Source organism: Sphingopyxis indica, from assembly GCF_900188185.1.
GTDB lineage: Bacteria > Pseudomonadota > Alphaproteobacteria > Sphingomonadales > Sphingomonadaceae > Sphingopyxis > Sphingopyxis indica.
The window spans coordinates 69373-90841 of the sequence record NZ_FZPA01000013.1 but is presented as its reverse complement, the minus strand read 5'-3'; the positions used below and the strand labels follow the sequence as shown (position 1 = coordinate 90841).

21 protein-coding genes are annotated in these 21469 nt (G+C 63.7%); 11 read left to right on the top strand and 10 right to left on the bottom strand.

Going from position 1 to position 21469, the window contains the following annotated elements:
* The first annotated feature begins 17 nt into the window (after window positions 1–17).
* The 3 genes from CHB69_RS15830 to lgt are packed head-to-tail and all read left to right on the top strand — an operon-like array spanning window position 18 to window position 2077.
* Window positions 18–767 carry an MBL fold metallo-hydrolase gene (locus tag CHB69_RS15830; protein WP_054725930.1) on the top strand — a complete coding sequence of 250 codons (750 nt, stop codon included), beginning with the start codon at window positions 18–20 and terminating at the stop codon, window positions 765–767.
* A 36-nt stretch (window positions 768–803) separates the two neighbouring features.
* Window positions 804–1190 (top strand): rhodanese-like domain-containing protein, encoded by a 387-nt coding sequence (locus CHB69_RS15825; RefSeq protein ID WP_054725933.1) that lies wholly within the window; start codon window positions 804–806, stop codon window positions 1188–1190.
* A gap of 47 nt (window positions 1191–1237) precedes the next feature.
* The gene (lgt, locus tag CHB69_RS15820) at window positions 1238–2077 is read left to right on the top strand and encodes a prolipoprotein diacylglyceryl transferase (protein ID WP_082395462.1); all 840 of its coding nucleotides are present in this window, start codon (window positions 1238–1240) and stop codon (window positions 2075–2077) included.
* A 259-nt stretch (window positions 2078–2336) separates the two neighbouring features.
* Here the strand turns inward: lgt and CHB69_RS15815 are convergent, their stop codons facing one another.
* The gene (locus CHB69_RS15815; RefSeq protein ID WP_137893521.1) at window positions 2337–3302 is read right to left on the bottom strand and encodes a tetratricopeptide repeat protein; all 966 of its coding nucleotides are present in this window, start codon (window positions 3300–3302) and stop codon (window positions 2337–2339) included.
* A 269-nt stretch (window positions 3303–3571) separates the two neighbouring features.
* On the opposite strand from CHB69_RS15815, the gene CHB69_RS15810 reads away from it, so the two are divergent.
* The 4 genes from CHB69_RS15810 to CHB69_RS15800 all read left to right on the top strand — a co-directional run bounded on the left by CHB69_RS15810 (window position 3572) and on the right by CHB69_RS15800 (window position 7519).
* Window positions 3572–4372 (top strand): hypothetical protein, encoded by an 801-nt coding sequence (locus CHB69_RS15810; protein WP_053555760.1) that lies wholly within the window; start codon window positions 3572–3574, stop codon window positions 4370–4372.
* A 567-nt stretch (window positions 4373–4939) separates the two neighbouring features.
* Window positions 4940–5083 carry a benenodin family lasso peptide gene (locus tag CHB69_RS19820; protein WP_137893519.1) on the top strand — a complete coding sequence of 48 codons (144 nt, stop codon included), beginning with the start codon at window positions 4940–4942 and terminating at the stop codon, window positions 5081–5083.
* Window positions 5084–5147: 64 nt separating this feature from the next.
* The gene (locus CHB69_RS15805) at window positions 5148–5789 is read left to right on the top strand and encodes a lasso peptide biosynthesis B2 protein (protein ID WP_067179626.1); all 642 of its coding nucleotides are present in this window, start codon (window positions 5148–5150) and stop codon (window positions 5787–5789) included.
* 122 nt (window positions 5790–5911) lie between these two features.
* Window positions 5912–7519 carry an asparagine synthase-related protein gene (locus tag CHB69_RS15800; RefSeq protein ID WP_170935598.1) on the top strand — a complete coding sequence of 536 codons (1608 nt, stop codon included), beginning with the start codon at window positions 5912–5914 and terminating at the stop codon, window positions 7517–7519.
* On the opposite strand, the gene CHB69_RS15795 is transcribed toward CHB69_RS15800, so the two are convergent.
* From CHB69_RS15795 to CHB69_RS15760, 8 genes are all read right to left on the bottom strand, one after another.
* The gene (locus CHB69_RS15795) at window positions 7509–9695 is read right to left on the bottom strand and encodes a prolyl oligopeptidase family serine peptidase (RefSeq protein WP_141134013.1); all 2187 of its coding nucleotides are present in this window, start codon (window positions 9693–9695) and stop codon (window positions 7509–7511) included. The genes CHB69_RS15800 and CHB69_RS15795 overlap by 11 nt on opposite strands.
* A gap of 10 nt (window positions 9696–9705) precedes the next feature.
* Complete coding sequence (locus tag CHB69_RS15790; RefSeq protein WP_245836860.1) at window positions 9706–12198, bottom strand: TonB-dependent receptor; 2493 nt, start codon at window positions 12196–12198, stop codon at window positions 9706–9708.
* A gap of 134 nt (window positions 12199–12332) precedes the next feature.
* Complete coding sequence (locus CHB69_RS15785; RefSeq protein ID WP_077031322.1) at window positions 12333–13346, bottom strand: FecR family protein; 1014 nt, start codon at window positions 13344–13346, stop codon at window positions 12333–12335.
* Window positions 13343–13849 carry an RNA polymerase sigma factor gene (locus CHB69_RS15780; protein WP_089216927.1) on the bottom strand — a complete coding sequence of 169 codons (507 nt, stop codon included), beginning with the start codon at window positions 13847–13849 and terminating at the stop codon, window positions 13343–13345. The genes CHB69_RS15785 and CHB69_RS15780 overlap by 4 nt, the downstream gene beginning before the upstream one ends.
* Window positions 13850–14202: 353 nt before the next feature.
* On the bottom strand, window positions 14203–14799 hold the full coding sequence (locus tag CHB69_RS15775) for a GntR family transcriptional regulator (RefSeq protein ID WP_089216926.1): 597 nt from the start codon (window positions 14797–14799) through the stop codon (window positions 14203–14205).
* Window positions 14796–15662 (bottom strand): phytanoyl-CoA dioxygenase family protein, encoded by an 867-nt coding sequence (locus CHB69_RS15770; protein ID WP_053555754.1) that lies wholly within the window; start codon window positions 15660–15662, stop codon window positions 14796–14798. The genes CHB69_RS15775 and CHB69_RS15770 overlap by 4 nt, the downstream gene beginning before the upstream one ends.
* The gene (locus tag CHB69_RS15765) at window positions 15659–16285 is read right to left on the bottom strand and encodes an acyl-homoserine-lactone synthase (RefSeq protein WP_053556400.1); all 627 of its coding nucleotides are present in this window, start codon (window positions 16283–16285) and stop codon (window positions 15659–15661) included. The genes CHB69_RS15770 and CHB69_RS15765 overlap by 4 nt, the downstream gene beginning before the upstream one ends.
* A 146-nt stretch (window positions 16286–16431) precedes the next feature.
* Window positions 16432–16848 (bottom strand): MerR family transcriptional regulator, encoded by a 417-nt coding sequence (locus CHB69_RS15760; RefSeq protein ID WP_053555753.1) that lies wholly within the window; start codon window positions 16846–16848, stop codon window positions 16432–16434.
* 77 nt (window positions 16849–16925) lie between these two features.
* Between CHB69_RS15760 and CHB69_RS15755 the strand changes: the two genes are divergently transcribed.
* Together CHB69_RS15755 and CHB69_RS15750 are read left to right on the top strand one after the other, a co-directional pair.
* Window positions 16926–17276 (top strand): mercuric transporter MerT family protein, encoded by a 351-nt coding sequence (locus tag CHB69_RS15755; protein WP_053555752.1) that lies wholly within the window; start codon window positions 16926–16928, stop codon window positions 17274–17276.
* Complete coding sequence (locus CHB69_RS15750; protein ID WP_053555751.1) at window positions 17269–17493, top strand: GDCCVxC domain-containing (seleno)protein; 225 nt, start codon at window positions 17269–17271, stop codon at window positions 17491–17493. The genes CHB69_RS15755 and CHB69_RS15750 overlap by 8 nt, the downstream gene beginning before the upstream one ends.
* An 81-nt stretch (window positions 17494–17574) precedes the next feature.
* On the opposite strand, the gene CHB69_RS15745 is transcribed toward CHB69_RS15750, so the two are convergent.
* Complete coding sequence (locus tag CHB69_RS15745; protein WP_170935597.1) at window positions 17575–18309, bottom strand: LuxR family transcriptional regulator; 735 nt, start codon at window positions 18307–18309, stop codon at window positions 17575–17577.
* A 484-nt stretch (window positions 18310–18793) separates the two neighbouring features.
* Between CHB69_RS15745 and CHB69_RS15740 the strand changes: the two genes are divergently transcribed.
* Complete coding sequence (locus CHB69_RS15740; RefSeq protein WP_077031314.1) at window positions 18794–19216, top strand: DUF2958 domain-containing protein; 423 nt, start codon at window positions 18794–18796, stop codon at window positions 19214–19216.
* Window positions 19217–19319: 103 nt separating this feature from the next.
* On the top strand, window positions 19320–21425 hold the full coding sequence (locus CHB69_RS15735; RefSeq protein ID WP_089216924.1) for a ParB/RepB/Spo0J family partition protein: 2106 nt from the start codon (window positions 19320–19322) through the stop codon (window positions 21423–21425).
* The last annotated feature ends 44 nt before the right edge of the window (window positions 21426–21469 follow it).

Here is a 21469-nt window from a genome sequence, read left to right as displayed (position 1 = left end):
ACCATTGGAGGCCGATCATGATCTTTCGTCAGTTGTTCGAACCCGAGTCCTCGACATACACCTACCTCCTCGGCTGCCCGGAAACGCGCAAAGCCGTCCTCATCGATCCTGTCCTCGAAACGATCGAACGCGACCTTGCCGCACTTCAGGAACTGGATCTCGAACTGGCCTATACGTTGGAGACGCATGTGCATGCGGACCATGTCACCTCGGCCTGCTATCTGCGCAGCCTTACCGGCTCCAAGATCGCGTACCCCGCCATGGACAGCCTTCCGTGCGCTGACGTCGGCGTCGCCGAGGACCAGCCCCTGACCGTCGGCGCGCTCAAGCTTCAGCCGCTGTTTACGCCGGGGCACACCGATGCCCACCATACCTACCTGGTCGATCAGCCCGATGGTCTTCGCGCCTTCACCGGCGACGCCCTGCTGATCGACGGCTGTGGGCGGACCGATTTCCAGAACGGTGACGCCGCCACGCTCTATCACTCGGTCACGCAGAAGATTTTCACGCTGCCGGGCGACGGTCTGATCTTCCCCGCTCACGACTACAATCATCGCCACATCACGACAGTGGCGCAGGAGCGTGAGCGAAACCCGCGCCTTGCCGGCAAGACCGTTCAGGAATTTGTCGCGATCATGGCGGCTCTCGATCTTCCCTACCCGAAGAAGATCGACGTTGCCGTTCCGGCAAACAAGCTTTGCGGTGATTGCCCAACAGATTTGCCGGAGCGGCTACGCCAAATAGGCGGCAAGTCCGAGCAGGGCTGAGCGATCCGCTACAGGTTCATTTACAGGAGAAAGTCGATGCCAACACGCACCTCGAAGCAGCTCGTTTCTGAAGCGAATGCCCTTGTCGAAACTATCGCGCCTGAGGATGCAGCCAAACTTGTCGGCAATCCCGAGGTACGGTTCGTTGACATCCGCGAGCCAGGTGAAGTCGCGAAGTCAGGGCTGGTGTCTGGTGCGGTACATGTCCCGCGCGGCCTTCTGGAATTCCAGGTCGATCCTCAAAGCCCCACCCACAATCCCAAACTCGCCGCCGGATCGCGGTTGGTGCTCTATTGTGGGTCCGGCGCCCGCTCAGCGCTTGCCGCAAAATCACTCAAGGATATGGGCGTGGAGAATGTCGCCCACGTCCCCGGCGGGTTCGCGGCGCTCAAGGATGCCGGCGCTTCAATCGCACCGGAGTAATCCCATGGCGCGCTCGAGCACCCGTCCTCGCTGGCAGGATACAATCCTTGGATAGCCATATCGCATTTGCCAGCCTCGGATTGAGCCCGATTGCCATCTCCATAGGCCCGCTAGACATCCGCTGGTACTCGCTCGCCTATATCGCCGGCATTATTGCCGGATGGTGGTATCTGTTGCGGCTGCTGGCCCAACCCGCGGCCCCGATGAACCGCCAGCAGGCTGATGATCTCGTATTCTATGCGACGCTCGGCGTCATCCTGGGTGGCCGCCTTGGCTATGTAATCTTCTACGGTCCCGAGATGATCCTCCACCCCCTGCAAATCCTCAAGCTGTGGGATGGCGGCATGTCGTTCCACGGGGGTGCCGCCGGCGTCTCGCTCGCGCTGATCCTGTTCGCGCGACGACACGGCCTCGAATGGCTGCGGGTCCATGATTATGTCGCCTGCACCGTGCCGATCGGCCTGTTCTTCGGTCGTCTCGCCAATTTCGTGAATGGCGAGCTTTGGGGAAAGCCCACCGATGTGCCCTGGGCGATTGTGTTCCCCGGAAGCCATGATGGTCTCGCCCGCCATCCCAGCCAGCTTTACGAAGCCGGGCTGGAAGGGTTGGTCCTGTTCGCCGTGCTCGCCTTCCTGTTCTGGTTCACCGACGCGCGGCGCAAGCCGGGGATGCTCGTCGGGGTGTTTCTCATCGGCTATGGTCTGGCCCGATTTACGGTCGAGTTCTTCCGAGAACCCGATGCCCAGCTTGTCGGCTTCGCAGCCAGAACAGGGCTTCACATGGGTCAGTGGCTCACGGTGCCTATGATTGCGGCAGGGATCTACCTCGTTGCCGCAGCATGGCAGCGGTCAGTCGATCACCCGGCTCAAGTTACCCGAAGCCAGTGACGTGCTCGCATCGGGCAGATCTGCGCTCCGCTGGAATGGCAGCGATCAACCTACGCGATTGAACATCGATCGATTCAACCGTAGCTTCGCCCCCCGAACATTAGGTCCCTAGCGGCCAGATATCTCGCCTAAGCAGTAGCGCCAATGGCTGTGGGAGACGGCGCCAGGCTGGCGTCGGCGGCGTCCGCCCGCTCTAAGGTAGTGCAAACGGCGACACATATTCGTTATGTTTATCCTGCACGGGGCGCCATTTTCGATATTATGGCAGAGATTTTCGAAGCTTTTCGAGCTTTCGAGCAACGCCGATTCGGGCATCGATGCTCAACGCCTTCTCATAAGCGTCCACCGCCTCCTGGATCGCGCCTTCCTTTTCGTGCAGTTCGCCGAGGAGCCGCAAAGCATGCGCTTGCAGCGTGCGCTCAGAACCTTGCGCCGCGACATGCAAGCCGGCCAAAAGTGCCTCTCGCATCCCGCGATCCATTGGCTCTTCTGACGCGAGGACCATGCGAATGACATAAAGATCGCCAGCGCCGATGCGCTCGGTCTGCCAGCCCTTGCGGTCGAGCATAGCCCCGTCGAAGTCATAGCCGACACGGCCGCCGTTGTTTCGTAGCAAATAGACGTGGCGGCCGGTGGTATCGAACTCATAACCGTCCGCCCAACCCGTCTCGACCTCCCAGCGGGCGATTTCGTCGCCTAGTTCGAGATCGAAAAGAATGTAGCGGCAACTGTCGTCGCTCCCGGGGGCATTGGCGGTCTGGCAAATAGCGATGCGTCCATCGTCCGACAGGCCATTGCTTATCAGATTGGCGTTCAGTTCCTTTTCGACCAGCTTTGCGCCGTCGGCCCCGAAGGCTACGAACCGACCCTTGAGGCCATCGCCGAACAAGCGGTCGTGGATGATGAAGCTGCCATTGTTCGCGGTCTTTCCATCCGCGGGACGCTCGAGCCGTCCCGTTGCGACAATTTCATCGCCGTGAAGCAGGGACCAGGAACCATGGCCTTCGTGGCGGTATCCGCCGACCGTACCTTCACGATTTCGATCCGCCCAAACCAGGTGAAAATCTCCATTGGGGGACGCGGCATGATGACCGAAAAACCCGATCGACTCGATCCGAACGAGGTCGTGCCCGAACTTTTGCATGCGAAGACCTGTTGTCTTTGGGCGCGTGGGCAGCTCGCTTTGGGTTTCCGTTCTAAACAGCCGCCGCAGAAATCTCTTCATCCCATACTCTCCGTCTCTCGGCGCGTTGCGACTTCCGAGACGTGCAGGGGAGGCCCGCTCGACGCAAGAGGGCTCAAGCTCGCTGCCCGCCTTCTTGCCGATTGACTTGTCGTCAGCGCTACGCCAGATTTCTCGTAGGCCTTCAACAGGGGCCTGCCGCCTGCATTTGCGAAGCCACAATGGCACTGTTTTGATCACTGACCCATCGCATTTCGTGGCTTTGGGGGCGGTAGCAGGCGACGCCGGTCCGAAGCCCACGGAGACCTGCGATGATGTTTCAATATTCCACCCTCGCCGGGCTGAAATCGCTCGCCAAGCAAATCCAAGCGGAGCAATCGGTCCCTCGGCACGATGCGCTCGACCTCGCGGCATGTGCCGGCGGGTTCCAAGGCTATGTCGATGCGAAGCGGAAACTTCCTAGCCGATCCATGCTCCACAATGTCACGGTTCGTCAGAACTGGTGGGGCTATGAAACAAGAGAAATGGGCACGGCGCAAATCGATCTCAAATTGCGTGTGCCACTGACCGAGCTGGTGCGGCGTCACCATCTGACGGGCTATCTGGGCGCCTGCAAGGTCGAAGACTCGGTCTTTCTCGAACGGACGGGCCAGCAGCGCCACGCCAATGAAACCCAATGGTATATCGGCCGGATTGCCCGTGCGCTGCAGTTCATGGCCGCGACCGGTCTCAAACCCTCAAGCGCCCGCAGATGCTATCCGACGCAAGAGTATGACAGTCGTCCGCCCGTCGCGGATCATGATCATTGCTGGTTCGATCCCGACGCGCGAGTCCATATATTGTCAACGGAACCCTATCCCGGGCGGTCCGAACGAGGTGAACCCGGACAGATCGAATGGGAACGGCGGCATGGTTGGAGCACCATGTACGTCGACTGGGGCAGCATTTATGGAAACGGCACGGAGTTCATCCTTTGCTGCCCCGCAGCCTACGCCGCAGTGCTTTCGGCCAAGGTGAAGATTCTCGAATGCTCGCCGCCGGCCGTCGAGGATGAAGCGGTCGTGATCGAGACATTTGATCCCGCCGCGCGCAAGGTCGTCATCTTCGATTAGGCTTACCGGAAAGGAGCGGGGCTGTAGGCGCGCTCTTTCCCGCCGGCTTGGCGGCCGGCTCCTGAGGGCGCGGCACCTGATGTATCGGGCCCCGCCGCACTCTGAACCGGTGGCATTTCGAAATTGCGGGCGTTGAAAGCCGACATGCCCCGGCTTTCCGCCCGCACTCAATCGGACGAAATGGCCGCCTTGTTGCAGGGTGCGTTTCATTGGCCTGGCGCTCGCTGGACGCTCGCGGTTCGTCAGCCACGGTTCGGTGTCGATGTTGCGCGCGGAAAAATGCATCCAGATTTGGGGCCAGTTTCCGTTGCGACAATTCCGGTTTCGCCCAGAATATCTTCGCGCCTTCTCAATGAGGCGCGTGACCGGGTTCCGTCACGCATGTCCAGGCGAAAGCTAAAGGTGACGGTATGCGCTCCCGACGCGCGTTTCCTTTGCGCGGTCACTCCTTTTCGAACTGGGAACCAGGTCGATTATAAACAGATAATAAAATGGAAGCTGACTTCATCGAGCCATAACTTCCCTCTTGCGACTCATTCGGTCGCGATTTTGGGAAGGAAGAAAGTGATGAAGAATCTGCAGAACAGCGACGAGCTGATCGAACTCGGCGCGATCAGCGTCGAAACCCGCGGCATCGAACCCGTGGGTCCGCGGGACGAGGACACGAACCAGCACTATCTGTTCGTCGGCGGCATCACGACCGACGACTGACAGCAAGCGGCGTGCCGCTTCCAGGCGGCACGCCGTATGCGCGTCTATCGATCTGGCAGTTCAAATGGCTCTCGCGCTTCGTTCCGGCCTCCATTATCGTCGATTTGACGCGGAGTATGTCTTCTTCGACCTCGCCGCGGATCGCTATTTCCTGCTCTCGGGCGTCGCCGCCAACCGCTTTGGCCGCTTTGTGTCGGGAAGGGCGAGCGCAGCCGATCATGAGCACCTCCTCGCCAGCGATATTCTTGCCGAAGGTTCCGGGAGGGCGATGCGAGATGGCTGCAATCCTGCAACTGTAACGGCGAGCCTGATCGACGCACCGCTCGCCGATGCGCCGCTCGGCACGGCGGTTGCAAGCGTCTGGGCACAGGCGCGGGCCCGCAGAGATCTGAGGCTCCGCAGCCTTGCGGACATCGTAGGCGCATTTGGCGACAAACGATTCAACCTCTCTTCGAGGGATGATAAGGTCTGCGGTGAGATCGCGGCGGCCTTTCTGCGAGTTCGCCGCTACGCACCGGCAATCGACCAGTGCCTCGCCCGCGGCATCGCCATGAAGCGAATGCTGATGCGGCGCGGCTGTGCGGTTTCACTCGTGTTTGGTGTGACCATGCCGTTCGCAGCGCATTGCTGGGTGCAGGCTGGCGAAACAGTGCTTACCGACCCGCTCGATATCGTTCTTCACTATCAGCCGATATTCGCCGTCTAATGGCCGGCGGCTTCCAAATTGAAATAGAGCGCCAGGTTGGAAGCGAGTTTTCCGCTCGAAGCGGCGCGATGCGACCTCCAACCTTTGCATATGCTGGCGTCCGCCTTTGGTCCGACGAGCCAATGATCCAGATCGATCCGCAAACCATCATCATCGGCCATCTTTTTTCGCGAGGCCCGCCAAGCAGGCGGATTGTCAGCCTGAGTCCCGGCGAAGGCCAGCGGCTAGCGGCCGACAAGGCCCGGTTACTGCTTGATGGCTACTGGGGCGGTTATTTGATGGTTCGCATCGATGAGGCGGGCGCTGTGAGGATCCTGCGAGATCCGTCCGGAGCACTCCCCTGCTATTTTCTGTGCGAGGCGGATCGTATCACTCTTGCGGGTGACATCGCGGACCTTGCGTCGCCCGCGCCTGGTCAGGTCGATTTCGAGGAGATCGCACGCGTCATTGCCAGCGGCGATGCGCGGGGGCGAAGAACCTGCCTCAAGGGCATCGACGAACTCATCGCCGGGGAATGCCTCGTCATTGATCGGAGCCATGTATCGATCAAACCTTGGTGGTCGCCATGGGATCATATTGATCCGCCGCCCGAGATGAATTTTCCCGAAGCGGCGGTTCGGCTTCGCGAGACTATAACGGACTGCGTAGGAACCTGGGCAAGCTGCTTTTCGTCAATCCTGCTCGGATCATCGGGTGGCCTAGACTCGTCGATCGTCGCTGCGACCGCCGCGCCGACGGCGGGCCGCCTTACTTGCCTGACACTATTCGGACCTGATTTCGACGGCGACGAACGTCGCTACGCCGCCGCGCTCGCTGACTTCTTGGGGCTCGATCTTCGCGAAGCGTCGCGCGAGATCGAGGACGTCGATATCACCCGCACCGCCAGACCGCATCATCCTTGGCCGGTCGTCCCGCTGGGCGCGCAAACGAACGACGCGATTCATCGTCGGTTGCAACAGGAGCTTTCGATTGACGCGCATTTTTCCGGAAATGGCGGCGACGGCATCCTGTGCAGCATCCGCAGCGCGGTGCCTTTTCTCGATCGGTTTCTAGCGGAGGGGCCGAGTTCGGCGCTGTCTGATACGCTTCGCGATATCTGCGTCCTGACTGGCGCCGACAAGATTACGGTCCTGCGCCATGCGTGGCGCCGGTATCGCCGCGATGGAGGCCGGCACGGGGTGCAATATAGTGCCTCCGGCCTCTGCGCAGATGTCGTCGCGCGGATCGAGACAAACGGTGCCATGCATCCCTGGCTCGCGGCGCCGGACGACGTCTTGCCGGGAAAAACGGTTCACACTGCTTATCTGATGCGCACGCAGCAAGGCGTGGAACTCTATCCCCGCGCCGTTTCGCCCCCGCATATCGCGCCGCTGCTATCGCAGCCCATCGTCGAGCTTTGCCTTTCCATTCCGACCTGGATGTGGATATCCGGCGGTCTCAACCGAGCGGTCGCGCGCAAAGCGTTTGAGGGACGGCTTCCCGCCATTATAACGCGGCGGACCCACAAGGGTGGTCCCGGGGGCTTCGACCTTGCAATTTATCGCCGGAACCGGGCTGCACTTCTCGAGCATCTTCGCGGCGGTCTCTTGGTAGACGCCGGCATCGTCGATACGACGCTGCTCGACGAACCCGAGGACCGCAGTTGGCGCGGCACCGAACGCATTCAACATATTCTGGCGCTCGGCGCCGCCGAGAGCTGGGCGCGTTGGTGGAGCGCACCTAGAATTTAGGCGGTGGGCCGCAGGTGTGTGGTGCTTCCTTCGCCATTCGGTCCCATTCCGCCAGCCGCTCCGGGAAGGGAGCGTCGCCGTCGCGGATGCCAAGCAGCCAATAATCGAACCAGGCCATATTCTCGCGCATCGCAAGGAGACGGTTCGACGGAATATGAAACAGATGGGTTTCATCCGATGCCGAGCTCGATCCGGGATAGTAGCTGAGCTGCGTCGGCACACGCTCGCTGCGCAACGCTTCGAATAGTTGGGCCTGCGACGGGGATGCCGAGGCTACTTGCTGCAACACGGGCGTACAGACTTTGGCGGCGTTCAATGATGGCGCAAAGCGGCGATATTGAACGATATGGTCGCTGAGCGGCGAGCCGCCATAAACTGGGTTATAGCTATCCCCCGACGACGCGTAACCCGCTGGCTCCAGGAAGCCGCCGTCGCCGCTCGACGCCGCCCGAAACATCGTCGACTGAGTGACGGCGACATTGACCATCTGCGATCCGCGGCTGTAGCCCGCGATGCCGACCCGGTCCGGATCGACAAGCCCTTCGACGGCCAACTCGGTCACCGCATCCTCGAAACTGTGAACGCCGTTGATCCAGATGAGGCGCTGCAATGTTTCGGGCCCGGGCGGCCCACTCCCGCGGATCCAGGCTTTATAGGCCGCCAGCAACGCTTCGGCCTGCTGCGGCTTGGGGTCGTTGATGAGCAGGACGACATAGCCGCGCTCCGCGAACAGCTGAACCGGATAATTCCACTGATTTCCGTGGTTGAAGAAGCGGTCATCGGCGTCGCTGCCATGCGTCACGATGATCGCCGGGTAGCGCTGCCCCTCGCGATACGCGCGCGGGAGGATGACATAGCCCGTCGCCTTGTAGCCATGCCGGTTGACCCAAGTGCGTGGCTGCACGGACAGCGGCGCGATCTCGTCATGCCGTGGCGATATCGACGCGACGGGTGCGATCTTTCCATTGGCGAGATTGACCCGGACGAGCGCAGGCGGTCGCGTCATGCTTTCCTGGACGCAAAGCGCCAGCGTCAAATCATCGTCGAACCCGCATCGCGTCAGGCTCCCTTGACCCGTAATCTCCCGAACACCTTGCTTGTCGAGCATCGCAAGGCCGTACCGCGGATTGCCGAAGCTTCGCGTCCCGAGGACGACATGTTGCTCATCCCGGCTGATCTTGATGCCGGCGGACCGGAGATCGCCGATCGTGAAGCCAACCCGGCCGTAGCTATGGCGTTTTCCGCCGGGGCGCGTTTCGGTCAGTTCGGGCTGGTCTCCGATTCCCGATGTGACAAGTTCGCCGCCACGCGGGCCTTTGAGAAGCCAGAGGGTTTGGAGATCCTGCTCGTTCGCGAGGATGCGCATCTTTCCGGTACGACGATCCCATGCGCGGACTTCGAATTCGCCCCCGCCGGTGCCACCAGGCTTCTCGACCCGAAACTGAATCTCGTCGCCGCGCCAGAGGATATTGGCGCCAGCGTACATTGCCATGCGGTCGCTTGAGGGCCGCGTCATGACCTTGACGCTTTGCCCATCCGGGCCGCGCAAATAGAATTCGACTTCGGCCTCGGTCGTCGATCGCCGCCGATTGCTCATCGCGCTGACTTCTTCATCGAACCGGACGCGCGGCGATGTCGGTCTGGCCTTGAGGAATGAATACCAGAGCCATTGCCCATCAGGCGACCAGGCATAGGCCAATACGCCCACATGATGTGGAACGGCCCCACCGCCCACGGGCAGGGACAGGTCAGCGCGACCGACTGCTACGGTCGCCGGATTGACGATCAGGGGTGCGATCGATCCCGCGTTATCGATCCGGTACAGTTGCAGCCCTTCGCCGATGTCGAGAAGACCGCTCCAATCGTCCGTTCCCGGAATGCGTTGGAATAATTTCGCGATGTTTGCGTGTCGCAGGTCGCGCTGCGCTCCGCCGGCAGTATCGACAAGCCGGATCACGGCCTGCGGTCGTCCAGCCTTCTCATCGGCAATTTCCGCAGCATAAATCGCGAGGCGCCCGTCGCGCGAAAGCGCGATCTCGTTCACTTCCGGAACTAGGAGAATATCCTCGAGTGTCCATGGACGCCCGATGCTCTCCCCTGCCGCTACAGCAGGGGAGAGCGTTGCGGCGGCAAGGGTCGCCGCAACGGACAAACCGGTTTTGAAGGCATGCATCATGCCGCCCTCCTCACCAGTCACGGCTGATCGTCAGCCCGAAAAAGCGGCCGATCGCCGAATAGTTGGTGGAATCAAAGGGCGTGTCGCTGGGCGATGCTACCGCCGTCCTGTCAGGCTTTGCGTTGAAGATATTGAGCGCGTTTACGGATAGCTCGGCGAGGTCGCCGATCTTGATGCGGGCCGCGAGATCGACGGTGGCCACAGGCGAAACCTTTGCCGGCACCGCGCGCCGGCGGTCTGTTACCCCGCCGGTAAAATTCACGAAGGACGCGATCGTGAAGCGTTCGTCGCCGAAGGTCGCGCCTCCGCGTGCGCGAAAGTGCGGCGAATTGAAGATCGTGCCCGCGAGGTCGGTGACCGGAAGGCCGGGCAGCAATTGCTGCCGGCTGTCGAGCCAGGTCGCATTGACCGTGACGGTCAGCGCCCGCCCGCCGCCCACAGGCGCGCGGTAGCGAAGCGAGAGGTCGGCCCCCTCATAGCGTTGCGATGCGATATTGCGGTCGCGGCCATCGATGAGCGCGATGACGTTGGCGGGATTATAGGGCCCGCCGGTTGCGTTCCCGAGCGGGTCCGATGCACCGACGATCGCCGCGTCGAGCTGGGCTGCGGAAGGATTGAAGGTCACCAGGCTCGTGAAGAGGGGATTGGTCAATATCCCCAGCGGTGAACCGAAGGGCGGGGCGACACGGTCGCGATAATCGATCCGGAACAGGCTCGTCACGATCTGCAGCCGCGGCGAAGGCTGGAAGGTCGCGCTCAGCGTCATATTCTCCGAGCGCTCGGGGCCGACGTCGGGGTTCGGCCCGCCGATATAGAGATAGGTCGAGCCGGGCGGGAAAAGCGTGCCATATCCCGTCACTGGCAGCAGCACGGGCGTATAGCCGCTATATTGCTGATTGAGCGTCGGCATCTTGAAGGAGCGCCCCCATGAAACGCCGAGGCTGAGCTCCGGCGCCGGCGCATAAACAAAACCGAGCTTTGGCGTGACGATGCTGCCCGAGTCGGAGTAATCCTCCCAGCGGAGTGCGGCGGTAATCGACGCGCGATGCGCGAAAGCGAGGTCCTGCGCAGGGCCGGCGAGCGGCACGAAAAGTTCGCCGTAAGCGAAGCGGTTTTCGCGCGTTGGTGCGAAGTTGCGCCCCGCGACCAGTGCCACGATGCGGTTGCTTCGCCAGCCGCCGCCTGCCGCGAGCCTCACGTCACCCCCGGGAAGGGTGAACAGCGGACCCTCGATGCCCGCTTCGACACTGACGCTCCGATTGTCGAAGATCCGGATCGATCGAGCTTCGACGTCGTTGGTGAAGTTCTGGGTGACGCCATAGGTCTTGTCGGTGCCGTAAAAGCCGGTGAGCCGAGCAGTCCACGCACCGCCGATTTCGGCTTCCAGCGTCGGCGCCACGCCGAATGTCTCGAATTCATTGTCGACAACGAGACCCCGGGTCGTAATCGGCCGGTCGGCGAGCAGCCCGCGCACCGATTGCATGTCGCCGCGTTTGTAGATGACATCGGCTTTCAGCCGAAGGCTGGGCGTCAATTCCTGGTGCCCGCTCAATAGCAGGCTGTGCCGCTTCAGACTGGGATAAAGGGTCGAGGCGGGGTTGCTGGTCGCGGTGTAGCTGCGGTCGCGCGCGAGAATCGCGCTGTTGTCGAAATAGTCGTAAGTCGCCATGAATCCGCCGCCCGACCATTTGGCGCCGCCGAGCAGATTATATTGCTGCTGGAAATTGCCCCCATCGGTGGAGCCGCCAAGCCGGGCGCTCGTGGTGACGCCCTCATAGTCCTTGCGGAGGAGGATGTTGACGACTCCCGCGACGGCGTCGGCGCCATAGATTGCCGAAGCACCGTCGGCGACGATCTCGATCCGCTCGACCGCCGCAGTAGGTATCGCGCTGATATCGATCACGCTTTGCGTACCGCTGTAAGCAAACCGGTTGCCATTGAGCAGCGTCAATGTGGCGCTGGGCCCGATGCCCCTCAGGTTGAAGGTCGATGCCCCGTTGACGTTGACGTTCTGGTTCTGTGTGCCTTGCCCCGAACCGATACCGGGGTTCTGGCCGCCGCCGAAATTCTGCGGCAGGCTGCGCGCAACCTCGCCGAGATCGGCTTGACCGCCATTGCGGATATCTTCGCTCGTGACGCGGATCACCGGGGCTGCGGACGGGGCGCCGGAGATCCGGCTGCCGGTCACGACGATGTCTTCTTGCGCCGGACTGCTCTCGGACTGCGCTCGCCCCAAAATGATGACCGAACCACGCTCGAAGCGCGGGGTCAGCCCAGTTCCGCGCAGCAGGGTCTCGATTGCTTCGCGCGGGGTGATGTCGCCCTTGAGCGGTCGGGTCGTCCGGCCCGCGAGATCGGCACTTGATGCGTAAAGTTCGATCCCAGCTTGCTCGGCCACTTTTCGCAACGCATCGCCGAGATCCTGCGCTGGCAGATCGAAGCTCTGGCGATCCTGCAGCTGAGCCGCCGCGGCAACGGGATGCAGACAGGCTACACCCACCATCAGCGACAGGCAAAAACGAGATTTTCCGGACATCATTATACTCCCCCTGGGTTGTGACCGGATGCTTGGGCACACGGCCATTGGGGGAGCGATGACGCCGGGTCGGCGACCGCCTTAGGGGAATGATGAAATAATTATCGTTGGCGAAGGTGGATGCCGTCGGTGCGCTTGACGGTCTCCAGATCGAACAATTGGCCGAGCCGCTCGGCCACTCTCTCGGGCTGGCTGATCCTGAACCGGCCCGACGCTTCGAGCCCAGCGGTTCTTGCGTCGTCGACAATGATTGGCTTCACCGCGTAGCGGTTGGCTTCCGCAATGAGCTGATCGAGCCGGACCGAGCGATAGTCCGCCCAGCCAGACGGCCATTCGCGGCTGCCTTGCTGTGTCGGCGATGCGGCCGGTAGCTGCTCCTTGCCGCCGGGACCGTAGGTCACGGACCGTCCCGATGGCAGGACTTGGGCGCGCCGGTTGCCGGTTTCAGGGGCGCCGCCAAAGCGAATATCGGCTTCGCCGCGCAGCACCGTCACGCTGAGCGCGCCATTTTCCTCGAAACCGATATCGAATGCCGCATCCTCGGCCGTGACCACGCCGCCGCCCGCCTCGACGCGCAGTGGCTGTTCATTGTTGGTCACCGAAAGCCGGACGCGCCCTTTGGCAAGCCGGAGATGGCGCGTCGCTTGCGCAAATGAGACTTCGAGCCGGCTATCGGTATCGAGCACTGCGGTTGAACCATCGGCAAAGCGGAAGCTGCGGATTTCCCCGCGGCGGGTTACCAGCGGCTCGGCCGCGCGCGCCGTGAGCGCACCGTCTCCGAGCGGACCGGAGAGCGGAGCCCCGCCAGCGCCGAAAGCCAGAAATACCACCGCAGCGGCGGCGATCACGGCTCCCGCCGACAGCCAGCGTCGCGCGGCCGGGCGTCGGCCGCGGCGCTGTTCGGTTTGCGCAGTGCCGTGACGCGGCGAGGATTTCAGGATCGCCGAGGCGGCGAGCTTCTTCGTGATCCGTTCATAGGCCGCCTTGTGGTCTGGCGAGGCCGAAAGCCAGGCGTCGAACTCGCCGCGGTGCGCCTCGGGGTTCTCGCCGCGCATCTTCACGAGCCAGGCGTGCGCTACCGTGTCGACCGGATAATCGTCAGACGCCTCACTCATTGGCCGCCGTCCACCACCTTCGCGATAAAGCCGAGCGCCCTCATCATATGATATTCCACCGTCGCGATGCTGATGCCGAGGCATTCATGTATCTCACGATAGCTGAGTTCGTCGACCCGGTGCATCAGAAACACCCGGCGTGTCTTTGGCGGCATGGCGTCGACCGCCTCTTCATAGAGCCGGAGAAGGTCGTCGGCTTCCATATTCCATTCCTGCTGCGGCGGGCTGGCGGCGTCGCTTTCCTCCTGAAAGGAAAAGAAAAGCGCGGGGTTGCGCCGTTGTCTCCGGGCACGGTCGATCAGCAGATTCTGCGCTATGCGGCGAAGGAAGCCGCCGGGATTGGCGAGGCTGTGGCGCTGCTCGCTGCCCGCCGCGCGCGCGAAAACTTCCTGCACGAGATCCGGCGCTTCTTCAGGCCCCGCCTTTCGGCGAAGAAAATGAAAGAGCCAAGGACCATGCGCCCGAAAAGCGTCATCGAGGTCGCAAGCCTCCGCCGGTGCCATGACTGGCCGGTCGTCGGGATGCGCGTGACAGGCCGACGACACCGAAAAGGGGTGGCGCTGCTGTGACAATTTCTTGGAGGAAAAGGAAGACAAGGGACACAGCCGACCGGCACGAGACAGCAGTCCGGCGCTTGCCGGGCTATCGATCTCCCAACGCTGTGCCGCCGTTGGGCCGCGCGAGGGCGACCTGGTCCGGATCGGCCGCCTGTCCGGCAAGGACGGGCGTTCATAATGGCTGGCGATATTATCGCACGGGCGTTGCCAGATCGATCCCGCACCCCGAATCATGTCAGCATGGCCGCGCAAAGACAAGGATTATGGGTGGAATCAGGCGCTGAGCGCCGGGTCCGGCTCTATGACGCGCCTCCGAGTAGCCGGGCGTAGCTGGCCGCTTCGCCGGCGCGGCGTTCGTGATAGCGCAGCAGAAGGTTGCGCGTCCCGTGCGGCGTGCCGCTTGTCAGCGCGGCCGCGAGCGCATCGAGTTCCGCGGCTGTTTCGCCGACAAGCTGTTCGTCGAGGTGCCGCGCCAGATGGAGGCGGTCGCCGAGCGCAGTGATACTCGCGACCAGTTCGCCATTGCCCGACCGCGCGGCCATTTCGATGAACAGCCCGGCGGTTCGGTCGGGATAGTCGCCATCCTGCGGATCTGGCGCCGCGCGCCCGCGCGGGGTCGTCGCAAGCGCCGCGAGCAGCAGAATGAGGTGGAGTTCGAGCATGTCGCGATATTCGGTCTCGGAAAGGCTATGCGCGTGAAATCCGTCGCCATGGGTGAAATCGACCATGCGCTCGCCCGCCAGGCGGTAGAGGCAGTCGCGCACCGGCGTCACGCTGACGCCGAGCTGATCGGCGATCTTCGCCGATTCCAAGCGGCTGCCGGGCGTCCAGCCGCCCGCCATCAACCGGCGCTTGATCGCTTCATAAGTCGGCTCGACGACATGCGCGGGACTCATGCGCTGTTCCGCTCGGCCGCCGCAAAGCCTGCGAGCATCTCCATCTGGTCGGGACGCAGCCCATCGACGGCGCCGACATGTTCCGGGACTTCGCCTCCGAGCAGGATCGAAGGACATTGGCCTTCATAATTGCCGAGATTGGGACGGTGCTGGCGATAGCCCGCGAGCGCGGCGAGCTCGGGCGGGAACCCGCGTGCGACCTCGGGCGGATAGGCGAGCCACAAATTCTCATAGGGTTTGAGCCAGCCGAGACTGTAGCCGATCACGACGCCGCGCCGCACCTGGTCGGTGATATTGGCGCCGGCGCCATGTGCGGTCGAGCCCAGAAAACAGATCGCGGCGCCCGGGTCGCACGCCGCGACGATCGGCTCGCCGGGATCCGTCTTTGCCATGCCGTCCGCGCCATGACTGTGCGGATAGATGTGCGTCGCGCCATTGTCGGCGGTGAAGGGGGTGAGCGGCCAGATGATGTTGACCAGATACTCATGCGCGCCTTTTTCTCCCGCCCACATGTCATGGTCGCGGTGCGGAAACTGCCGGATCTCGCCCGGATGGATTTCGATCGCCTGCGCGACATTGAGCTGGATGCTCTCGCAGGCATCGCCGAGAATGGATTCGACCGCCGCGAGAATTGTGGGTTCGAGCGCCAATGCCTGCGCCCAGGCCGAGCGCTTCATCAGCGCGCCGAATCTTTTGGTGCGATGACCGTAGAAATCCCCGCGCCCGAACGGTGTCGCGGCGAAGACCGGATCGAGATCGGCGTCGAGCGCCCCAATCGCATCCGGCGGCATCAGGTCGGGGACGATGCAGTATCCCGTCTCGCGCAGTTCCCGGGCAAGATCATCGGACGCAAGACCGGTCATGCTTCCGCCTCCCCATCGTCGTCGGCGAGGCGGAACGAGAGCGGCGCATAGACGCCGCCGCGCTTGAGGTCGTCGAGCACATGCGCGTCGATATGGATGTGCAATGCCATCAATCTCCCACCCGGATCCGCGGCCTTCGGCCCGAGCGCGTCGCATCTCCAGCCGAACTCCCGGACCTGATCGAACCAGCATAGGTCGGCGACGCCGGTATAATCGGTGATGCCTTCGCGCAGCGCATGCTCTGCAAGGGCGGTCACCAGCTGGTCGCGCGCGGCGCGGCGCGATGCTGCGTCCTGGTCCCGGTCGAGGCAGAAGCGGCTGATCTCGCACACGGTGGGGCCGCGCGGCACGTCGCCGGCGCACAGATGCGCAAAATGATCGCCAAGGAGATGTGCGCCCTCGGTCGGGAGCAGCCGCGCCGAGGCGCGGTGGCGGCCATCGGCGTCGAGCAGGATGAGATAGCGCGCCGCCGGCGTGTCGAAATGGTCGAGCTCATATTGGCCGGCGAGTACTGGCAGGTCCCATTTGAGCAGGTCGATGAAGACGCTCTTGCGCGCGGCGAACATGGCGCGCAGCGCCGCGTTCCCGGGCGCGGCGGGCGCCCGCGGGGTCGTGTCGATCATGATGATTCCTCGGCTGTTGGTGCCGGGAATCAAATCATTTTCGGTGGACTGCGCGTATCCCCAGATATGAGGATGATCCGCGCGATTCCAGAAGCTCTTGATAGTTGAGCCTGTCGCTCGTCGTCACGCGGGTGTCATCCGGACGATCAGCCGTGCGGTGTACCGGCCCGAAGCGTCTGGAGCAGCGGACAGGCGGGATCGTCGCCGGCCTCGCAAGCCCGTACCGAAGCGGCGAGGACACGCTCCATCCGCTTGAGATCGGCGATCTTCGCGCGCACATCCGCAAGGTGCGACGAGGCGACGTCGCGCACCTCGGCGCAGGCAGCCTGGCCTCCAGTCGCGAGTTGGAGCAGCGCCCGCACCTCGTCGAGGGTGAAACCGAGCTCTCGGGCCCGGCGCACGAAGCCGAGGCGCCCTACATCCTCCTCGCCATAGTTGCGGTAGCGACCGCGCCGGAGCGGAACGTCGAGGACGCCGATCCGCTCATAATAGCGGATCGTTTCGATGTTGCAGCCTGTGCGGCGCGAGAGTTCGCCGATCTGCATCGCTCTGGTTGCGGCCATCGCAAAAATACCTCTTGAGTCTGTAGCTGCTACAGATGCTACGGCGTCCCCTCACACCGCACAAGGAACCGATCCCAATGCAGAATCGCCCCAAGGGTATCGACGCCGGCGCGTTCACCTTAGCCGGCATCGCCGCGGCTTTCGGCGTTGCATCCTGTTGCGCGCTGCCCTTCCTGCTGGCCTCTGCGGGGATCGGAGCCGCATGGCTCGGCGGCATCGCGATGGTCGCCATGCCCTATCGCACGCCGCTTCTTCTGATCGGGGCGGCATGCCTCATTCTCGGCGCCTTCCTGCTGTTCCGCCAGCAGCGCGCGGCCGCGCGCTGTGGCCCCGGCGGTGCCTGCACGCCCCGCTGGGTGCGCATCCTGACGCTTGCCGGCCTCCTGCTTGGCGCGGCGCTGCTGTGGGCGGGCTACCATTATGTCTGATGCCGGCCCCGACCTTCGTTCGACGATCACCTGTCCGCAGTGCGGCCATCGCGAGACGGAAACGATGCCGACCGACGCCTGTCAGTTCTTCTATGACTGCAAGGGCTGCGGTGCCGTGCTGAGGCCCGAGCCCGGCGACTGCTGCGTGTTCTGCTCCTATGGAACCACGCCCTGCCCTCCGATCCAGATCGGAGGCAAGGGCGCGTGCTGCGACTGAGCGGCACGCCCTTGCCTCGGCTGTCATTCCGGGCGTGCCTGCCTCCTTGCTGAATTTCCGGACAAGTCGTCGTTGACGCGGTCAGCGCGCGTGCCACCAGTCATAGACGTCCCCGAATCCGATGAGGCCATCGAACAGCGCGCAGAGGGTCAGCATCTGGCCGCAATGCACGTCGTAGCGGTCGCGCGCGGTCTTGAGATGCTGGACGACCGTCACTTCGCCGATCCCGAGAATGACCGCCACTTCGGCCGCGGTCTTGCCGCGTGCGGTCCATAATACGCACTCGCGCTGCCGTTCGCTCAGCGTCGCTTTGCTTTTTAGCGGCACGGCGCCGACGAGCTGGCGTGCCGAGACGATCGCGAGCGCGCCGATGATTTCGGCAATGCGGAGCATATCGTCCTGCAGCTCGCTCTCAGGCCGCAGGACGAAGGAGCAGGCGCCGCTGGCCTCGCCGGGGAGGTGGCGCGGCACCGTATAGCCATCGGCGAGACCATATTCGCGGCCGACATGGAGCATCTGCCGGTCGCCGCGGGTCAGCGGGATATAGCTCTCGATCTCGTCCCAGCGGAAGCCGGTCATCGATCGTTCGCCGGCGCGGCGCACCGGATCGGCACCGCCAAGATCGAAGCCGACATAGACCTTGGCCCAGGCGTCGGGATAATTATGAACCAGCAAGGATGCCGGCTCGGCATTGCCGCGCCGGTCATAGGCGAGCGCGAAATGGTCGAAGCCGAGGCGCATCGATGCGCGCGCCAGGGCTTCGAAGAGCCCGTCCTCATTCGTCGCCGTGGAAATTTCGAGGGCGAGTTCCTCCATCAAACAAAAATGCTTCACTGTGACTGTCCGGTCGCCGGCACGTTCCCAACCCGTCGATCCCGCGAGCCGCTCCCTGGGTCGCCGGTCCCGGTTCCTCTCCGGCACGGACGACAGATGGGACATTGCGCGACTGGTCCCGGCCCTCGGCGGGGCGGGCTTTTGCCCTCGCCCCTGCTGCGCGATGGCGATCGCCTCCCGGTCCTAATCGATTGACCAGAAACGGGAAAGGCGCGGGCCCCGGAAAATTGGCCCCAGATCTGCATCTATATTCCGGTCACCGGCCTGCCGCGCGGCGCCCGGAAAGAGAGCGAGAGGAAGGCACGGGTCCTGGCGAGCGGATCGAAGGAGGCGGGAGTGGCCCTGCCTCCGGTCCGCTGCGGAGACCTTGCATGACATATCATTCCTTCTTTCACGGGGCATTCGCGCGGCCCGGCGTTCGCCCGACCGGCGTGTACGCCCCAACCTTGGCGCGGAGGGCGACGGCATGAAACTCCTGACCCCCGATCTCGCGGCGCGACTACGCGCCAACGACGCGGCCCATCGCGCCGCCGTCGCGCGCGGCGGGCGCGAACCCGACCCGGCACCCGTCGTGCGCTTCTTCAACCCGGTGGGCTCGGCGACCTGGCTCGCGACCGAGATGGACGAGGACGGGATCCTGTTCGGCCTTGCCGATCTCGGCTTCGGATGTCCCGAGCTGGGCAGTTTCGCGCTCGCCGAACTCGAAGCAGTCCGGTTGCCCTACGGCCTCGGCATCGAGCGCGACCTCGGCTTCACACCGCATCATCCGCTCTCCGTATATGCGGCGGCGGCTCGCAGCGCGGGCTCGATCCTGCTCGGCGAGCGGAGTTTGCGCGAAGCGGCGGCGCGGATGAGCGGGCGCGGCTCCCGAATTGCCGGGTGCGGATAGGTCCGCCTGCGGCGGCCCCAAAAAGGGAGAGGAGGGCCGGTTTTTCGTGACGGGCTTGGAAGCCGGGAGAGTGTCTCGCGGCGGCCCGTCATGGAGAATGGCCATGGCCAGAACTGCCGCCAAAATCACCCTCAGCCCGTCGCGCGATATCCCGCTCGACCGGCTGGTCCTGTCGCAGTCCAATGTCCGGCGTGTGAAGGCCGGTGTGTCGATCGATGCGCTCGCCGACGATATCGACCGGCGCGGGCTGCTCCAGAGCCTCAACGTCCGGCCACTGCTCGGCGCCGACGGCCAGGAAACCGGCCGGTACGAGATACCGGCCGGCGGGCGCCGCCACCGCGCGCTGGAATTGCTGGTGAAGCGCAAAAGGCTCGCGAAGGATGCGCCGATCCCCTGCGTCGTGCGCGTCGCCGACAATGACATCCTCGCCGAGGAGGACAGTCTCGCCGAAAACAGCTTTCGCGAGCAGCTTCATCCGCTCGATGAGTTTCGCGCGATGCTGGCGATGGTCGAGAAGGACACCGGGATCGAGGAAATCGCCGCGCACTTCCACACCACTCCGGCCGCGGTGCGCCAGCGGCTCAGGCTCGCGGCTGTCTCGCCGAAGCTGCATACCCTCTATGCCGATGATGCGATGACGCTCGACCAACTGATGGCGTTCACCGTGTCGGACGACCATGCGCGCCAGGAAGAGCTGTGGGATCAGCTCGAACACAGCTTCAACAAATCGGCGGCCTATATTCGCCAGAAACTGACCGAGAACAGCGTGCGCGCCGCCGACAAACGGACATGCTTCGTCGGTCTGGGCGCCTATGTCGAAGCCGGTGGCGGCATCGTGCGCGACCTGTTCGAGGCCGATGGCGGCGGCTGGCTCACCGATCCGGCGCTTCTCGACCGGCTGGTCGACGAGCGGCTGAAGGCGGAAGGCGAGCGTATCCTTGCCGAAGGCTGGAAATGGGTGACGACCTCGATCGACCTGCCGTGGGACGCCACGCGCGGCCTCCGCGAGATCGACCGCGAGGTGACCCCGATGAGCGAGGATGAACTGGCGCGCGTCGCCGCGCTTGAGGCCGAAGGCGAGGAACTTGAGGGTGAATGGGCCGATGCGCCGGAGGTTCCGGCCGAGGTCCACGCGCGGCTCGATGCGATCGAGACCGAGCTTGGCGCGCTCGCGGACCGGCCGGAGCTTTTCGATCCGGCCCAGATGGCGATCGCCGGCGCTTTCGTCTCGATCGACCGGGACGGGTCGGTGCGGGTCGAGCGCGGATTTGTAAAGCCCGAGGACGAGCCGGAGGCGGAAGCGTCCGAAGACGAAGCGCACTCGGCTGCGGGCGGCGATGCCCGGTCCGCCGGTCCGGACGCAGGCGACGAGGCCGCAGTGCCCGCCGACGATGGTGCGGACGAGGAGGCGGAGATACTCCGGCCTCTTCCCGATCGCCTCGTGTCGGATCTGACGGCGTGGCGCACGCTCGCGCTTCAGGACGCCTTCGCACAGGATCCGGCGACCGCCTTCGCATCGGTTCTCCATGCCCTCGTTCTCGGCTGCTTCTATTCGAGCAGCAGGGAAAGCTGCGTTCAGGTGTCGCCGAACCGTGTCTATTTCACGAACGCGCCGACCAATTTGCGCGATTGCGGCCCCGCGCAGGCGATCGACGCGCGCGCGGCCGAATGGAAGGAGCGGCTCCCGCAGTCGGACAAGGATGTGTGGGACCATCTGCTCACGCTCGATGGCGAGGAGCAGACGAAGCTGTTCGCGCATTGTGCGTCGCTCTGCGTCAACGCGCAGGCCGAGATCGTGCCCAAATATGACAATGGCCGGATCTCGGCGCATGGCGTCGAGCGCCGGATTGCGCACAGCCATGTGCTGGCGCAGGCGGTGGGGCTCGATGTGCTCGCCGCGGGCTGGCGTCCGACGGCCGATGGCTATTTCCGCAGCGTGACCAAGCCGCGGATCCTCGCCGACGTCGCCGAAGCGCGGGGCGAGAATTTCGCCCAGATGATCGACCATCTCAAGAAGGCCGACATGGCGCGCGAAGCCGAGCGGTTGCTCGAAGACAGCGACTGGCTCCCGGCGCCGCTGCGCACCCCCGGTCTCGAGCCCGCGGTTCCGGATGCGGCGAATGATGACGCCGCGGACGCACTCCCGCCGGGTCTCGCCGACGTGCTCGATGACGATGTCGCCGGCGGCGATGCGGTCGCGGCCGAATAGTCGCCGCGAGGCCAGGCAGGTCCAACCCGATCCCAAATTTGAGA

Bases quoted from the DNA above. Each gene is read 5' to 3' on its own strand.
- CHB69_RS15830 (WP_054725930.1), top strand. From the start codon at position 18: ATGATCTTTCGTCAGTTGTTCGAACCCGAGTCCTCGACATACACCTAC.
- CHB69_RS15825 (WP_054725933.1), top strand. From the start codon at position 804: ATGCCAACACGCACCTCGAAGCAGCTCGTTTCTGAAGCGAATGCCCTT.
- CHB69_RS15815 (WP_137893521.1), bottom strand. From the start codon at position 3,302: ATGAAGAGATTTCTGCGGCGGCTGTTTAGAACGGAAACCCAAAGCGAG.
- CHB69_RS15810 (WP_053555760.1), top strand. From the start codon at position 3,572: ATGATGTTTCAATATTCCACCCTCGCCGGGCTGAAATCGCTCGCCAAG.
- CHB69_RS19820 (WP_137893519.1), top strand. From the start codon at position 4,940: ATGAAGAATCTGCAGAACAGCGACGAGCTGATCGAACTCGGCGCGATC.
- CHB69_RS15805 (WP_067179626.1), top strand. From the start codon at position 5,148: ATGGCTCTCGCGCTTCGTTCCGGCCTCCATTATCGTCGATTTGACGCG.
- CHB69_RS15800 (WP_170935598.1), top strand. From the start codon at position 5,912: ATGATCCAGATCGATCCGCAAACCATCATCATCGGCCATCTTTTTTCG.
- CHB69_RS15795 (WP_141134013.1), bottom strand. From the start codon at position 9,695: ATGATGCATGCCTTCAAAACCGGTTTGTCCGTTGCGGCGACCCTTGCC.
- CHB69_RS15790 (WP_245836860.1), bottom strand. From the start codon at position 12,198: ATGGTGGGTGTAGCCTGTCTGCATCCCGTTGCCGCGGCGGCTCAGCTG.
- CHB69_RS15785 (WP_077031322.1), bottom strand. From the start codon at position 13,346: ATGAGTGAGGCGTCTGACGATTATCCGGTCGACACGGTAGCGCACGCC.
- CHB69_RS15780 (WP_089216927.1), bottom strand. From the start codon at position 13,849: ATGGCACCGGCGGAGGCTTGCGACCTCGATGACGCTTTTCGGGCGCAT.
- CHB69_RS15775 (WP_089216926.1), bottom strand. From the start codon at position 14,799: ATGAGTCCCGCGCATGTCGTCGAGCCGACTTATGAAGCGATCAAGCGC.
- CHB69_RS15770 (WP_053555754.1), bottom strand. From the start codon at position 15,662: ATGACCGGTCTTGCGTCCGATGATCTTGCCCGGGAACTGCGCGAGACG.
- CHB69_RS15765 (WP_053556400.1), bottom strand. From the start codon at position 16,285: ATGATCGACACGACCCCGCGGGCGCCCGCCGCGCCCGGGAACGCGGCG.
- CHB69_RS15760 (WP_053555753.1), bottom strand. From the start codon at position 16,848: ATGGCCGCAACCAGAGCGATGCAGATCGGCGAACTCTCGCGCCGCACA.
- CHB69_RS15755 (WP_053555752.1), top strand. From the start codon at position 16,926: ATGCAGAATCGCCCCAAGGGTATCGACGCCGGCGCGTTCACCTTAGCC.
- CHB69_RS15750 (WP_053555751.1), top strand. From the start codon at position 17,269: ATGTCTGATGCCGGCCCCGACCTTCGTTCGACGATCACCTGTCCGCAG.
- CHB69_RS15745 (WP_170935597.1), bottom strand. From the start codon at position 18,309: ATGGAGGAACTCGCCCTCGAAATTTCCACGGCGACGAATGAGGACGGG.
- CHB69_RS15740 (WP_077031314.1), top strand. From the start codon at position 18,794: ATGAAACTCCTGACCCCCGATCTCGCGGCGCGACTACGCGCCAACGAC.
- CHB69_RS15735 (WP_089216924.1), top strand. From the start codon at position 19,320: ATGGCCAGAACTGCCGCCAAAATCACCCTCAGCCCGTCGCGCGATATC.